Raw genomic sequence first — 14,732 nt, 5'->3', positions numbered from 1 at the left:
ACCTGTGGCGGATTCACTCGTCATCGTAGAGTCGCCTGCCAAGGCGAAAACGATTGGCAAATACCTAGGGAGCAAATACATCGTCAAAGCTTCCATGGGTCATGTTCGCGATTTGCCGAAAAGCCAAATCGGAGTTGAGGTGGAGAACGACTTCAATCCGAAGTATATTACGATCCGTGGGAAGGGTTCTGTTTTAAAGGAATTAAAAGATGCCAGCAAAAAGGTGAAGAAAATATATCTGGCGGCTGACCCGGATCGCGAGGGAGAAGCGATTGCCTGGCATTTGGCCCATGTCCTCGACGTGGATCAGACGGAAACCTGCCGCGTCGTATTCAACGAAATTACGAAGCAGGCTGTCAAAGATGCCTTTAAAACCCCGAGAAAGATTAATATGGACCTGGTTAACGCCCAGCAGGCCAGACGGATTCTGGACCGGCTTGTAGGCTATAAAATCAGTCCGCTTTTGTGGAAAAAGGTAAAAAAAGGATTGTCCGCGGGCCGGGTTCAGTCGGTAGCGGTCAAAATCATTATCGACCGGGAGAACGAAATCTCGGCATTCATTCCAGAAGAATACTGGAGCATTACCGCTAAGCTCCAAACCGGAAACACGCCGTTTGAAGCCAAATTCCATAAATACAAGGGCGAGAAGCTGGAACTTGGCAACGAGGCCCAGGTCAAGGATATTTTGAGCTCGATCGAAAAGGCGGAATTTCAGGTTTCCGAGGTAAAAGAGAAGGAGCGGCTTCGCCATCCCGCAGCTCCGTTTACGACGAGCTCCTTGCAGCAGGAAGCGGCCCGCAAGCTGAATTTCCGCGCGGCCAAAACGATGTCGGTAGCCCAGCAGCTTTATGAAGGGGTGGATCTCGGGAAAGAAGGCACGGTCGGTTTGATCACCTACATGCGTACGGATTCCACGAGAATTTCCACGACAGCCCAAGATGAGGCGAAAGAATATATCACGGATAAATACGGTGACAGCTATGTGCCGGAAACGCCGCGACAATATTCCAAAAAGGCTGCGGGCGCACAAGACGCCCATGAGGCGATCCGTCCGACCTCCGCACTCCGCGATCCCGAATCGGTCAAGGCCTTTACAAGCCGGGATCAGTACCGACTGTACAAACTGATATGGGAACGCTTTATGGCCAGCCAAATGTCATCCGCGGTTTTGGATACGATGTCCGTGGACATCGCCGCCGGCGATGCCGTGTTCCGTGCCGTCGGGTCCAAAATCCGCTTCCCTGGATTTATGAAGGTTTATGTGGAAGGCAGCGACGACGGGACGGTTAACGAAGACGAAAAGTTTTTGCCGCCGCTTCAAAAGGGCGACCGGCTAAAGAAGGAAGAAATCGAACCGAAGCAGCACTTTACGCAGCCGCCTCCGCGATATACCGAGGCCAGACTCGTGAAGACGCTCGAAGAGCTTGGAATCGGCCGTCCGAGTACGTATGCCCCAACGCTGGAAACGATCCAGAAGCGAGGCTATGTGGCTATTGAGGACAAGAAGTTTATGCCTACCGAGCTGGGCGAATTGATCATTGAACAAATGGAACAATTTTTCCCGGAAATTCTGGATGTGGAGTTTACCGCACACATGGAGGATGATCTCGACCATGTGGAGGAAGGCTCGGAGGATTGGGTCCGGGTTTTGGGCGACTTTTATGAAACCTTTGAAAAGCGTCTCATGGTTGCCGAGGAAGAAATGAAAGAAATCGAAATCGAAGACGAGGTTTCGGACGAGATTTGCGAGAAATGCGGTAAACCGCTGGTTTACAAGCTTGGCCGGTTCGGTAAATTTTTGGCCTGCTCCGGCTTTCCGGACTGCCGGAATACGAAGCCGATCATCAAGGATATCGGGGTTACGTGTCCGAAATGTAAGGAAGGGCATGTCGTGGAGCGCCGCAGCAAAAAGGGACGCATATTCTACGGCTGCGATCGTTACCCGGAATGCGATTTTGTGTCCTGGGATAAGCCTTCGCCGAAGCCTTGCCCGAAATGCGGTTCTATGCTCGTTGAGAAGCGAAACAAACAGGGAGGAAAGCTGCAGTGCACTTCTTGCGACTTTGTGGAGCAGATCGAGGAGCAGGATGACGACGCGACCGATGAATGATTGATACACAGCCAGATCTAGGGGGAATTCAAAGTGACAGAAACAAACAGGGTAACCGTTATCGGCGCGGGGCTGGCAGGCAGTGAAGCCGCCTGGCAGCTCGCGAGCCGGGGCGTACCCGTGACCTTATACGAAATGCGTCCGGTCGTCAAGACGCCGGCTCATCATACCGATAAGTTTGCCGAGCTCGTTTGCAGTAACTCTTTGCGGGCAAACGGGTTAACCAACGCTGTCGGCGTACTCAAAGAAGAGATGCGGATGCTGAATTCGCTCGTTCTTGGCTCCGCCGACCGCAATGCCGTGCCGGCCGGCGGAGCTCTTGCCGTCGACAGGGACGGTTTTTCCGGCGAGATTACAAGGACGCTCCATGAACATCCGCTCATTGAGGTTGTGAATGAGGAAATCCAGGAGATCCCGCAGGACGGAATCGTAATCATCGCGACAGGCCCGCTGACCTCGCCGGCCCTGTCCGAGCAAATCCGGAAACTGACCGGGGAAGATTATTTTTACTTTTATGATGCCGCCGCTCCGATCGTGGAGAAGGAATCCATCGATATGAGCAAGGTGTATCTGGCTTCCCGGTACGACAAGGGAGAAGCCGCTTATTTGAACTGCCCGATGACGGAGCAGGAGTTTGACGCATTCTATGACGCTTTGATCACCGCAGAGGTGACGCAGCTGAAGGAATTTGAAAAAGAAGTTTACTTCGAAGGCTGCATGCCGATCGAAATTATGATGCGCCGGGGCAAACAAACGGCGCTGTTCGGGCCGATGAAGCCGGTCGGACTTGTAAACCCGCATACGGGCAAGCTTCCGCACGCGGTCGTTCAGCTGCGCCAGGATAATGCCGCGGGTACGCTGTACAATTTGGTAGGTTTTCAGACCCATTTGAAATGGGGAGAACAGAAACGGGTATTCTCGATGATTCCCGGGCTGGAAAATGCGGAATTTGTCCGCTATGGAGTGATGCACCGGAATACGTTCGTCAACTCGCCTAAACTGTTGCAACCGACTTATCAGTTGAAAGAGCGCGGTACGCTCTTTTTTGCGGGACAAATGACCGGGGTTGAGGGTTATGTGGAATCGGCGGCTTCGGGCCTCATTGCAGGCATCAATGCCGCGCTGGCTTATGCCGGAAAGGAAGGCATCGTATTTCCGGAAGATACGACGCTTGGAAGTATGGCGCGCTATATCACGACGGCCGACTTTCAGCATTTTCAGCCGATGAACGCCAATTTCGGGCTGTTCCCGAAGCTGGATACCCGCTACCGTAAAAAAGCCGAGAAGAATGAGGCGCTCGCCCGCCGGGCGTTGGACAGCCTGTCTTCTTTTATTCAAAGCGAGGGTTTATAGTCTCGAATCTGAACATAACATGATAAAGGCGATGATTCGTGTCATTTGGTGAATTACGAAAGGAAGGAAGCGATATTCATGGTTCCTAGTTTTCACGCTACCACCATTTGTGCGGTCCGCCATAACGGCAAAGGAGCGATCGCGGGAGACGGACAGGTGACCTTCGGCGAAAGCGTCGTTATGAAGCAGACGGCCAAAAAGGTACGCAGGTTGTACAGAGGCCAGGTATTGGCCGGGTTCGCCGGGTCTGTGGCGGATGCCATCACGTTGTTTGAGAAATTTGAAGGAAAGCTGGAGGAGCACCACGGAAACTTGCAAAGAGCGGCGGTTGAGCTTGCCAAGGATTGGCGGCAGGATCGGGTTCTTCGTAAGCTGGAGGCGCTTCTGATCGTCATGGACCAGTCGGGGATGCTGCTTATTTCCGGAGGCGGCGAAATCATCGAGCCGGACGATGACGTGCTTGCGATCGGCTCTGGCGGGAACTTTGCGCTTTCGGCAGCCCGGGCTTTAAAACGCCATGCAACCGGACTGGAAGCGAAAGAAATCGCCTATGAAGCGCTTAAAGTCGCATCGGAGATTTGCGTGTACACGAACGGTAACATCATAGTCGAAGAATTGTGATTAGGGAGGGACGATGGACATGCCAAACGCGAATTTGACGCCAAGACAAATTGTCGCCGAGCTGGATAAATATATCGTCGGGCAGAAGCAAGCCAAAAAGTCCGTCGCTGTGGCGCTCCGCAACAGATACCGCCGCAGTTTGCTCAGCGAAGAAGTCCAGGATGAAATCGTACCGAAAAACATACTCATGATCGGCCCCACAGGGGTAGGGAAAACGGAGATCGCCCGCCGGCTGGCCAAGCTGGTAGGCGCTCCTTTCGTGAAAGTGGAAGCGACCAAGTTCACGGAAGTCGGTTATGTCGGGAGAGACGTCGAATCGATGGTCCGCGATCTGGTGGAGGTTGCCATCCGAACCGTGAAAGCGGAGCGTACCGAGAAGGTAAAGGATAAGGCAGAGGAACTGGCTAATGAACGGTTGGTGCATATTCTCGTACCGTCCGAAAACAAAGGCAAAAATGTCCGAAATCCTTTTGAAATGCTGTTCGGCAATTCGAATGCCGGAGACAAGCCGGCACAGGAACAAACGGAAGAGGACGGAAATCTGGCCGAACGGCGCCGGCAGGTTCGCTTTAAATTGCTGTCCGGCCAGTTGGAGAACGACATCGTCGAAATCGATGTGGAGGATAACGCGCCGAATATGATGGATATGTTTGCCGGGCAAGGGAACGATCAGCTTGGCATGAATATGCAGGAAATGTTCGGGAACCTGATTCCGCGCCGGACGAAAAAGAGAAAACTGTCGATCAAGGAAGCCCGCAAAGTGTTGACCCAGGAAGAAGCGGCGAAATTGATCGACCAGGATGATCTTACCCAAGAAGCTATCGAGCGAGCTGAGCAATCGGGAATTATTTTTATCGATGAAATCGACAAGGTGGCAAGTCGTGGTCAAGGATCCGGGCCGGATGTGTCACGCGAGGGCGTTCAGCGCGATATTTTGCCGATCGTGGAAGGTTCTACGGTCATGACGAAATATGGTCCGGTCAAAACGGATTATGTTTTGTTTATCGCTGCCGGGGCGTTTCATATTGCCAAACCGTCGGATCTGATTCCTGAGCTTCAGGGCCGGTTTCCGATCCGAGTGGAACTGAACAGCTTGTCGCTGGATGATTTCGTATCGATTTTAACGGAGCCTAAAAACGCGCTGACCAAGCAATACACCGAATTGCTGCGCACAGAAGAGATCGAGATCGAGTTTTCGCCCGAGGCAATCCGGGAAATTGCCGCCATTGCCGCGAACGTGAACGCCAATACCGAAAATATCGGTGCAAGAAGACTTCATACTATACTGGAGAAGCTTTTGGAAGACCTTTCGTTCGAAGCTCCCGAACTGACCTTGGAGAAAATGACGATTACTCCCGAATATGTTCGGGAAAAACTCGGAGATATCGCCAAAGATCGCGATTTAAGCCAGTATATTTTGTAAAATAGGACCTTCATATTTCAACGAAAAGGCCGTAAGACCCAATGTAAAAACTGGGTTTTACGGCCTTTAGTCGTTATTCCGATTATTTTAATCAAAATTTAACAATTTAAATTTTTGTCGAAATTTCAGATATTTCATGAAAATATTTACATTAATGCTAAAAATATCGCTAAAATCGTCAAAGATAGTGCTTTTTTCTTATTGTAATAATTTTCATTCTCTATGAAACTTAGGATATATGACATTCTACTATGTTATTCAACAATAGGACGTTCGAAAGACGTAACTTACGGGTGATTTTGTCGAAAAAAGAGGAATTACCGCGAGCTTGTTGAATACCTTGTATTAGCAATTTTACGGGTCTGGGAGGAGACAGAATGCAGTTATTGAACGGGATCGGGTTTCAAAGACTGGAATCCGCTTTGCAAGCGGCAAATCTTAGACAAGAGGTGCTTATCAACAATATTGCGAACGTGGATACCCCTTATTACAAGCGCTCTAGCGTAGCTTTTGAAAGCTTGCTGCAAAATGAGATGAGCGGGGGGACTAAGGCGTTGGAAGGACGCCGGACGAATGAGAAACATTTCCGCATAGGACCATCGACCCAAATTCCTCAACCGGCGGTTCAGACGGAACAGTCTACCGTGATGAACAACAATTTAAACAACGTAGATATTGATAGCGAAATGACTCAGCTTGCCGAGAACCAGCTTCGCTACAACGCCTACATAGAACAAGTCAATTACCAGATCAAGATGAAACGCACTGCGGTAGAAGGGAGATAAAAATCTTGAATATCAGTAACAGTTTCAGTACGAGTGCTTCCGCATTGACTGCCCAACGTCTGAGAATGGATGTCATCTCCTCGAATATTGCGAACGCCGAGACGACACGGGCACAGGTAGTTGACGGCAAAGCCGTGCCATACCGCCGCAAGATGGTAGTCATGGAACCGATGAAGACGGAATTCGGGGCGGCCCTGAGTTCTGCGATGGGAGGCGGCCAGGCGAGCCGGGGAGTTAAAGTGACGCAAATTAAAGAAGACACGTCCCCGCTTAAGCCGGTATACAACCCGACACATCCGGATGCGGATAGCGAAGGTTATGTGTATATGCCGAACGTAGATGTGCTGAAGGAAATGGTGGACATGTTGTCTGCAACACGGTCGTATGAAGCGAACGTTACCGCATTGAATGCTTCCAAAGCGATGTACAGCAAAGCTTTGCAAATCGGAAAGTAGAAACCAAATCAGTTGTTAGGAGTGTTGGTCTTTGATACAAGCGATGAATTTGAATCAGATGAATGCGCTCGAAGGGGCTGCGCAAATAAATAAACCTTCTGCCTCTACGCCCGCAGAATCCATTAAAAACTTTGGTTCCTATTTGGCTGATGCCCTTGAAGGGGTAGCCGCACAGGAACAAAACGTTCAGGCGATGAACAGTAAATTCCTTTTGGGAGAAGTTAGCGCCGACCAAGTGATGATCGCTTCTGAGCAGGCTATGTTAAGTTTGCAGTTGACTACGCAAGTGAGAAACAAAGTGATTGAGGCTTACCAAGAAATAATGCGTACGCAAATTTAAACAAATTAGCATGCTTCGGATGAGGTGACGTTGTGAACGAAAGAATTGCCCAGTACCGGGATAAATTTACCGGCTACTGGAATCATTTTAGCAAAAAACAGAAAACTTTATTGATTTCGACGCTTGCCATCATTTTGTTGGCTGTGGTTCTTCTGACGATACAGTTCTCCAAGACGGAGTATGAGGTCGCCTTTACGAATCTCGATTCGACGGATGCGGCAGGAATCATCAACTACTTGGAGACCGGCGGTATTCCTTACAAGCTGGGAGCTGACGGCAGCAGCATTTCGGTCCCGAGTAAAGAAGCGTCCCGCATCAAAGTGGATGTAGGATCGCAAGGGATCGTACGAAACGGTTCGATCGGCTGGGATTCCTTTAATGAAGGCTCGTCCCTAATCGGCATGACGGACAACGAGTTCGGCGTGAAATACAGAAGCGCATTGAGCGGCGAAGTCGAACAGCTCCTGAAAAGAATGCAAGGGGTCAGAGATGCAAAAGTGCTGATCAACCTGCCGGAAGACAATGTGTTCGCTAGTCCCGACGAGCAGGAAAAAGCATCCGCATCCGTCGTTCTGACGTTCAAACCGGGATATCGCCCGAATCAGGAAGCGGTCAACGGCTATTTCAATCTCGTGAAAACATCGGTGCCGAATTTGCCGGTCGAGAATATTTCCTTATCTTCCAGCGACGATACCATGCTTCTGCCTACGGGGCAGGACGGAGTCGGCGGCTCGGCGGGATCGCTGACATCGGCCGTGCAGGAAAATATGGCTCTGCAGAAAAAGTTCGAGAGCGACGTAAAACAAAGCGTGAAGCAATTCCTTGCCAAGCTGATGGGGCAGGACAAGGTCGAGGTTTTGGTAACCTCGAAGCTGAATTTCGATCAGGTTAGCCAAAAGGAAAATCTCGTTACTCCAGTCGACACGGAGAACATGAAGGGCATAGAAATCAGCGCCCAGAAAATCCAGAAGAGCTATACCGGACAGGCGAGTCCCGACAGCGGCGTGGCAGGCACGGGTCAAAGCGACGTGACCAACTACCCTGCAAGCGATTCGCAAGGAGGAAGTTCCACTTCCGAAGAATCTTCGTCAACGATCAATTACGATGTCAACCGAATTACCAAGGACATCGTGGCCAGTCCATACGTTATAAAAGATTTAACCATTAATGTTGCAGTTGAACCACCGAATGGACAACAAACTTTGGATTCTACGATTCAGACGGCAATCGAGAACATTTTGAAGAATGTCGTCGGATCTTATCTTGCAGATTCAGGTGCTACTTATACAGACGATGATTTGAAGAGAAAAGTTTCCGTTTTCGCTCAACCTTTTCACAGCTCGGAAGAAAAATCTTCTGGCTTGAGCCTCTCAAGCCCTGTGGTATGGGGCGTTGGAGCTGTCGCATTGCTGGCGATCGCAGGAATTATTTTCTTGTTGATTCGCAGAAGAGGCAGACAACAAGAGCAAGTGGAAGAGGATATCCCGTTGCCGCTTACGCCGGAATTCCCTTCGATTAATCTGGAATCCGTTACGAATGAGAACCAAGTGCGCAAACAGCTGGAGACACTGGCCAAGAAGAAGCCGGATGAATTTGTCAACCTGCTTCGCACATGGCTGGCTGACGAATAGAGGTGAACGCATTGTCGAAAACAACGAATCAAGGTTTAACCGGCAGACAAAAAGCGGCTATTTTATTGATTACATTGGGCCCGGAAGTTTCGGCCCAGATCTTCAAGCATTTGCGTGAGGATGAGATTGAACAACTGACGCTGGAAATCGCCAATGTGCGAAAAGTGGACAGTACGGAGAAAGACATGATCATGGCCGAGTTTCATCAGATCTGTCTCGCCCAGGAATATATCACGCAGGGTGGCATTACGTACGCCAAGGAAATTTTGGAGAAGGCGCTTGGTCAATCCAAAGCGATCGATATCATTAACCGGCTAACGGCAACCCTGCAAGTAAGGCCGTTCGATTTCGCCCGCAAAGCGGATCCGAACCAGATTTTGAACTTTATTCAAAACGAAAACGCCCAGACGATTGCTCTCGTTCTCTCCTATCTCCAGTTTGAGCAAGCGGCGGTGATCTTGTCCTCCTTGCCTCAGGAGAAACAAGCGGAGGTCGCCCGCAGAATCGCGATGATGGACAGCACTTCTCCGGAAGTGATTTCTCAAGTCGAGAGAGTTCTCGAGCAAAAGCTGTCGGCAACGGTAACGCAGGACTATACGACTGCAGGCGGCATCGAGGCGATCGTTCAAATTTTGAATGGCGTCGACCGCGGTACGGAACGCACCATTCTGGATTCCCTGGAAATACAGGATCCGGAACTGGCCGAAGAAATCAAAAAGCGGATGTTCGTGTTCGAAGACATCGTCAACATCGACAACCGTTCCATTCAGCGGATTATTCGCGATATCGAAAATGCGGATTTGCAGCTTGCCCTCAAGGTGGCGAGCGAAGAAGTCCGCGAGGCGGTTTTCCGAAATATGTCGAAACGGATGTCCGATACGTTCAAGGAAGAAATGGAATACATGGGGCCCGTGCGGCTGCGTGACGTGGAAGAAGCTCAAACCCGCATCGTAGCTACGATCCGTAGATTGGAAGATGCCGGTGAGATTATAATTGCCCGCGGCGGAGGAGATGACATCATTGTCTAATTTGATCAAAGTATCCCAATACGTGCCGGTAGACATTCTTAAGCAGCTCAATTTAGCCAAAACGTATGAGACACTCGAGGAACAACGATCAGATGAAGATAATTCTGCGGCAGAATCATGGGACCGCGTTAAATCGGCCCAGGATGCGGCTGCAGAGGAAGCAAGGCAGCAGATGCTGAGCGATGCCAAGGAATTCGCGGAAAGCCAGGTCCGAGCGGCCTCTGAACAGGCCGAACAAATGCTGCTTGAAGCCAAGGAGCAGATCGAAGCCTGGTGGAATGAACGCAGGGAGCAGGACGAGCATTTGGTGGAAGCCGTAAAATCCGAAGCGTTCAATGAAGGTTTTGAAGAAGGAAAACAGCAGGCTGAAATCGCATTGAAATCCAAAATCGACGAAATGATGAATGAAGCCAGCTCGGTATTGAAACAAGCATATGTGGAAAAGGAACGGATCATTCAGGAAGCCGAACCGTTTTTAGTAGCCCTTAGCTGTTCCATTGCCGAAAAAATTATCGATAAACAATTGTCCATCGAACCGGAATTCACGGTGGAATTGATCAAGAGCAGTTTGGCGCGTAAAAGGGAGCAAGGCATCTTGACCTTATGCGTTGCGCCTTCCCAGTTTGATTTCGTGCAATCCGCCCGCGAGGAGCTTAGCCTGGTGATCGATTCCCAGGCAGAACTTCAGATTTTGCCGGACCCTACCGTACAAGACCGGGGTTGCGTTATCCGCTCCTCGTTCGGAAGCGTGGATGCCAGAATCGATACGCAACTCGCGGAAATCAAAAAGGAACTGCTGCGCATTTCGCGGCAGACCGATGAACGGGGAATGACGAATGACGAACATTGATTTGGGGCGTTATCTCGATCATCTTCGGCAGGTGGATCCGGTCCGGATTAACGGCAAAGTGACCCAAGTCATCGGGCTGATGGTGGAATCCGAAGGGCCGGACGCAAGCATCGGAGATGTCTGCTATATCTATCCGAGCAAATCATCACAGCCTTTACAGGCGGAAGTGGTCGGTTTCCGGGATAATAAGGTGCTTTTGATGCCGCTCGGGGAACTTACTTCGATCGGCCCCGGCTGCGATGTTGTCGGCACAGGAAAGCCCTTGACCGTCCAGGTAGGGTCGGAATTGCTCGGTAAAGTGCTTGACGGCCTCGGGCAACCGTTGGACGGGTCTGTCCTGCCTTCCAGGATGGGACATTACTCTACATTGAACAAACCGATGAATCCGTTGAACCGGCCTCGCGTAGCCGAGCCGATCAGTATCGGAGTAAGAGCCATCGACGGATTGCTGACGATCGGCAAAGGCCAGCGGGTCGGGATTTTTGCCGGTTCGGGGGTCGGGAAGAGTACTTTGATGGGGATGATTGCCCGAAACACATCTGCCGACGTCAACGTGATCGCTCTTGTCGGGGAACGCGGACGTGAGGTGCTTGATTTTATCGAGCGCGATCTGGGGCCGGAAGGCCTGGAACGTTCGGTTGTCATCGTGGCAACTTCCGACCAACCGGCATTGATTCGCATGAAAGGCGCACTCATCGCCACCTCGATCGCCGAGTATTTTCGGGACCGAGGTCTGAATGTCATGCTGATGATGGATTCGGTGACCCGGTATGCCATGGCGCTCCGGGAAGTCGGTCTCGCGATCGGCGAACCACCCGCGATGCGCGGTTATACCCCTTCGGTTTTCGCGGCATTGCCGAAATTGATGGAACGCGCCGGAACCGGCCCGGTTGGTTCGATTACCGCTTTCTATACGGTTCTCGTCGACGGCGATGATATGAACGAGCCGATCGCGGATGCGGTGCGGGGGATACTTGACGGACACATCGTTTTGAATCGCGGTATCGCGAATAAAGGCCATTTTCCGGCGATCGACATTCTGGCCAGCATCAGCCGGGTGATGAAGGATATCGTTGAGGATGAGCAGAACGATGCGGCCGAGAACTTGAAACGTCTGCTCGCAGTCTATAGGGAATCCGAGGATCTCGTGAATATCGGCGCATATCAGCAGGGCAGCAATGCCGAGATTGATGAAGCCCTTAGTTATATCCAAAGCATTTGGAGCTACACCAGACAGAAAGTGAACGAAAAAGTGACGCTGTCGGAGTCCCAGGAAAGACTAATTTCCGAGTTTGCAAGGAGATGACGGGTAAGGAATGAAATTCCGCTACGTATACCAGAAAGTCGTGGACTTGAAGTCCAATGAGAAAACCCAGGCTGAGTGGATGTTGTCGGCCGCAATCGGAGAACTTCAATCCGAGCAATGCTCCCTGGAACAGCTTCAGGAAGAAAAAGCCCGAATTCATGCGATGATCCTGGACGAAATGGAAAGTTGCGCCTCTATGGTCAAGCTGCAGGAGCTTCAGCGGTATATGGATTATATCGAAGACAGCATTATCCGTAAAATCGGAGACGTGCGACGGGCGGAAGTGAACGTGGATCACAAGAAGACGATCTTGAGCGGTAAAATGCTGGATGAAAAAGTATGGTTGAAAGCGAAAGAAAAGGCAAAAGCCAAATTTCAGCAGGAAATGCTTCTTCGGGAACAAAACGAACTGGATGAAATGGCAACAGTCCGGTTCGCCATGAGAGCCCGTTAAAGGAGTCGGGATCGGTTTGCGAAGGAGGAATGGAGATGGCACAGACTGAATTGGAAGAAGAGTTGGAAGAATCCGGCGGCGGGTTTTCCCGTTTCCTATTCTTTATGACTCCGATTCTGTTTACTGTCGTACTGCTGGGCGTACTTTTGACGTTGTTTAACGTCAATATCAGGGATGCGATTTTCGACTTGGGGAATAAAATCCCGATCGTCAAAAACTTTATTCCGGACCCGGAAGTTCCGGGCACGGAAGAGAAGAAAGTCGATGAGAAGAAACAGCAGGCCAGCACGGAAGCTACAGTAAAGGAATTGAAGGAACAGGTCGAAAAGCAAGCGGCCCTATTAGATGAAGCAAACCAGAAAGCTGCCGAGCAGGAGGGCAAGGTCAAAGAATTGGAGACCCAATTGGATACCGCTGAGCAAACGGCCCAAGAGGAACAGCAGGCAGAAGAGCAAGCGGCCTATCAAAAGGAAGTCAAAAAATTGGCGCAAATCTATTCCGAGATGAGTCCGAGTAAAGCAGCGGCGATTTTCGATAAGCTGACGACGGAAGAAACGCTTCAGATGTTTAGCGTCATGGGCAACGAAAGCAAGGTCGCGATTTTGGAGAAGATGGACCCGGAAAAAGCGGCCGCGATTTCGATCAGGCTCAAAGATGCCAAACCGGCTGAAGACTTGGCGATTGCGGCATTGCAATCCCGGCTTAAGAAAGAAGCGGCGGGAGATGCCCAGACGCAAACGACGAGCTCGACATTGGACGATCAGCAGCTTGCGCAAACATTCTCCTCCATGTCGGCCGATGCGGCATCGAAATTGATTATTCAGACTTATAAAATCAGCCCGGACAAGGCGCTGAAAATATTAAAAGCGGTGGATGGCACCACCCGGTCCAAAATATTGGACGCCATGACGAAAGCGGATGAAAAGCTTACGGTCAAAATCGTGAACCAGCTGGTCGGAAAATAAGAGAAAGGAGGTGAAAATATGAGTCAGACTTTATCGAGTGTTTCTTCGGGATCTTCCGCATCCGGGCTTTGGTACGGTTCTGTCGGCAAAAGCGGTTCCGTTCAAGGGAATGGCGTTACGTTCGACCAGACGTTGGTTGCCATGCTTGCCGGTGAAGGAAAGTCGCAGCAAGGAGTACTGTCCGGTCAATTGGCACTCCTTTCGGGACTGATTGAAGCGGCCGAAGGACAAACCACGGAGGAAGGCGTCACCGATCTCGGAGCGCTTTTGCAAGGATTGCTGGAGCAATTGGATCAATTGGACCAGGCTCTCGCCGATCATCCGGAATTGTTGGCTGATTTGCAAGCATGGATTCAAAACGTGCAATCATTCTTGCAGTTCGGGGGATCCGGTCAAGCTGCGGAAAATGACGGGATAGAAACATCGCTTCCTGAAATTGCCGAACATCCGCAAACGATACGGTTTGCCGTGCAGGACGCTTTGCTTCAACTGGCAAATGCGGCCGCAGGCTCAAAGGCGGTCTCTGGGCTGATGGCGGACCCATCTCAAGCGAAAGCATTGATGGATTCCTTGCAAGGAATTATGACATCCGCTTTTCAGTTGAACGGCGAAGGCAAATCAACGGAGCAAATGACGAAGCGGCAAGGAGCTGTTAACGGCAAGGAAGCGGCGCAAGCCGGTACCGTCTACGAAGCGGCAGTGAAATCCGCAGCCCATCCGTCGATTCTCCAAGCCGCTACAAGAACGGACTCCGGTGCCAATACGGTTCAGGCGAACATGAACGCATTGGTGCAAAACGGTGAATCCGGATCGGAGGCAAGCGCGGAAAACGCGGATAGCAATAATCCGTTGCAATCCGGAAATATCGTCACGGCCGGACAACTGGCGATTCGAGAAGGAGCGGCAGCTCCCTTAAAAGCGTCAGCCCCCCCGGTTCCCGTGGAGAAATTCGGTCAGGAAATGGGAAGATTCCTGGTGAGCAAACTTGAAATCATCCAATCCGGTTCTTTGTCCGAAGCGAAAATCTCACTCTTTCCCGAACATTTGGGACAGGTGGATGTGAAAATCACGATGCAGAACGGACACATGGTAGCTCAATTTATGACCGAACATTCCTTTGCCAAGGAGTCGCTGGAGGCGCAAATGGCACAACTGAGGGCAGCGCTGCAATCTCAGGGATTGCAAGTCGGGAAGCTCGAGGTAACCCAAAACGCTTCATTGTCATCCCATATGTACCATGATGGAGGACAATCCGGAAACGGTGCAAATCAGCAGCAGAACGGCAAACGCCGGGAGATGCTTCCGGAAGAAGACTTTTTGGAAATCAATGATTTGAACGAAGAATGGAACGATTGGATTTCCGAAGTTAGAAGCAGAGAAACGGGAAGTTCCTTTGTTGCTAAAGCTTAAC

General features: G+C 50.7%; 14 protein-coding genes. All 14 read left to right on the top strand.

What is annotated here, in order from left to right:
- The first annotated feature begins 4 nt into the window (after positions 1-4).
- The 14 genes from topA (at position 5) to ACSFXJ_RS15540 (ending at position 14,731) form a co-directional block, all read left to right on the top strand.
- Entirely contained in the window at positions 5-2,110 is a 2,106-nt protein-coding gene (gene topA, locus ACSFXJ_RS15605; protein ID WP_435921258.1) for a type I DNA topoisomerase, read from the top strand.
- A gap of 33 nt (positions 2,111-2,143) precedes the next feature.
- The gene (gene trmFO / locus ACSFXJ_RS15600; RefSeq protein ID WP_435921257.1) at positions 2,144-3,463 is read left to right on the top strand and encodes a methylenetetrahydrofolate--tRNA-(uracil(54)-C(5))-methyltransferase (FADH(2)-oxidizing) TrmFO; all 1,320 of its coding nucleotides are present in this window, start codon (positions 2,144-2,146) and stop codon (positions 3,461-3,463) included.
- A gap of 78 nt (positions 3,464-3,541) precedes the next feature.
- Positions 3,542-4,084, top strand: a complete 543-nt coding sequence (hslV, locus tag ACSFXJ_RS15595; RefSeq protein ID WP_435921256.1) for an ATP-dependent protease subunit HslV — start codon at positions 3,542-3,544, stop codon at positions 4,082-4,084.
- A 19-nt stretch (positions 4,085-4,103) separates the two neighbouring features.
- The gene (hslU, locus tag ACSFXJ_RS15590; RefSeq protein WP_435921255.1) at positions 4,104-5,507 is read left to right on the top strand and encodes an ATP-dependent protease ATPase subunit HslU; all 1,404 of its coding nucleotides are present in this window, start codon (positions 4,104-4,106) and stop codon (positions 5,505-5,507) included.
- A 377-nt stretch (positions 5,508-5,884) separates the two neighbouring features.
- A complete protein-coding gene (gene flgB / locus ACSFXJ_RS15585) occupies positions 5,885-6,292 on the top strand; it encodes a flagellar basal body rod protein FlgB (RefSeq protein WP_435921254.1) in 408 nt (135 codons plus the stop codon).
- Positions 6,293-6,297: 5 nt separating this feature from the next.
- Positions 6,298-6,747: a flagellar basal body rod protein FlgC gene (gene flgC / locus ACSFXJ_RS15580; protein ID WP_435921253.1), complete on the top strand. Its 450-nt coding sequence runs from the start codon at positions 6,298-6,300 to the stop codon at positions 6,745-6,747.
- A gap of 58 nt (positions 6,748-6,805) precedes the next feature.
- Positions 6,806-7,087, top strand: coding sequence for a flagellar hook-basal body complex protein FliE (fliE, locus tag ACSFXJ_RS15575; RefSeq protein ID WP_435925779.1), 282 nt, complete (start codon positions 6,806-6,808; stop codon positions 7,085-7,087).
- A 32-nt stretch (positions 7,088-7,119) separates the two neighbouring features.
- Positions 7,120-8,718 (top strand): flagellar basal-body MS-ring/collar protein FliF, encoded by a 1,599-nt coding sequence (gene fliF, locus ACSFXJ_RS15570; RefSeq protein WP_435921252.1) that lies wholly within the window; start codon positions 7,120-7,122, stop codon positions 8,716-8,718.
- 11 nt (positions 8,719-8,729) lie between these two features.
- A complete protein-coding gene (gene fliG / locus ACSFXJ_RS15565) occupies positions 8,730-9,746 on the top strand; it encodes a flagellar motor switch protein FliG (protein ID WP_435921251.1) in 1,017 nt (338 codons plus the stop codon).
- The gene (locus ACSFXJ_RS15560; protein WP_435921250.1) at positions 9,739-10,596 is read left to right on the top strand and encodes a FliH/SctL family protein; all 858 of its coding nucleotides are present in this window, start codon (positions 9,739-9,741) and stop codon (positions 10,594-10,596) included. Before fliG ends, ACSFXJ_RS15560 begins: the two co-directional genes overlap by 8 nt.
- Positions 10,583-11,902 carry a flagellar protein export ATPase FliI gene (fliI, locus tag ACSFXJ_RS15555; protein ID WP_435921249.1) on the top strand — a complete coding sequence of 440 codons (1,320 nt, stop codon included), beginning with the start codon at positions 10,583-10,585 and terminating at the stop codon, positions 11,900-11,902. The genes ACSFXJ_RS15560 and fliI overlap by 14 nt, the downstream gene beginning before the upstream one ends.
- A gap of 10 nt (positions 11,903-11,912) precedes the next feature.
- Positions 11,913-12,356: a flagellar export protein FliJ gene (fliJ, locus tag ACSFXJ_RS15550; protein WP_435921248.1), complete on the top strand. Its 444-nt coding sequence runs from the start codon at positions 11,913-11,915 to the stop codon at positions 12,354-12,356.
- Between the two features lie 35 nt (positions 12,357-12,391).
- Positions 12,392-13,321, top strand: a complete 930-nt coding sequence (locus tag ACSFXJ_RS15545) for a magnesium transporter MgtE N-terminal domain-containing protein (protein ID WP_435921247.1) — start codon at positions 12,392-12,394, stop codon at positions 13,319-13,321.
- A gap of 18 nt (positions 13,322-13,339) precedes the next feature.
- Positions 13,340-14,731 (top strand): flagellar hook-length control protein FliK, encoded by a 1,392-nt coding sequence (locus tag ACSFXJ_RS15540; RefSeq protein WP_435921246.1) that lies wholly within the window; start codon positions 13,340-13,342, stop codon positions 14,729-14,731.
- Position 14,732: the final 1 nt, after the last annotated feature.

It is taken from the genome of Paenibacillus salivarius (genome assembly GCF_051307165.1).
In the GTDB taxonomy this organism is placed as follows: Bacteria; Bacillota; Bacilli; order Paenibacillales; family Paenibacillaceae; genus Fontibacillus.
The sequence above is the reverse complement of the archived record's forward strand: the minus strand, read 5'-3'. Positions and strand labels throughout refer to the sequence as shown.

Excerpts from the sequence above, each read along its gene's own strand:
- ACSFXJ_RS15540 (WP_435921246.1), top strand. The coding sequence starts at position 13,340 with ATGAGTCAGACTTTATCGAGTGTTTCTTCGGGATCTTCCGCATCCGGG.
- hslU (WP_435921255.1), top strand. The coding sequence starts at position 4,104 with ATGCCAAACGCGAATTTGACGCCAAGACAAATTGTCGCCGAGCTGGAT.
- fliE (WP_435925779.1), top strand. The coding sequence starts at position 6,806 with ATGAATGCGCTCGAAGGGGCTGCGCAAATAAATAAACCTTCTGCCTCT.
- flgB (WP_435921254.1), top strand. The coding sequence starts at position 5,885 with ATGCAGTTATTGAACGGGATCGGGTTTCAAAGACTGGAATCCGCTTTG.
- fliI (WP_435921249.1), top strand. The coding sequence starts at position 10,583 with ATGACGAACATTGATTTGGGGCGTTATCTCGATCATCTTCGGCAGGTG.
- fliJ (WP_435921248.1), top strand. The coding sequence starts at position 11,913 with ATGAAATTCCGCTACGTATACCAGAAAGTCGTGGACTTGAAGTCCAAT.
- ACSFXJ_RS15545 (WP_435921247.1), top strand. The coding sequence starts at position 12,392 with ATGGCACAGACTGAATTGGAAGAAGAGTTGGAAGAATCCGGCGGCGGG.
- hslV (WP_435921256.1), top strand. The coding sequence starts at position 3,542 with ATGGTTCCTAGTTTTCACGCTACCACCATTTGTGCGGTCCGCCATAAC.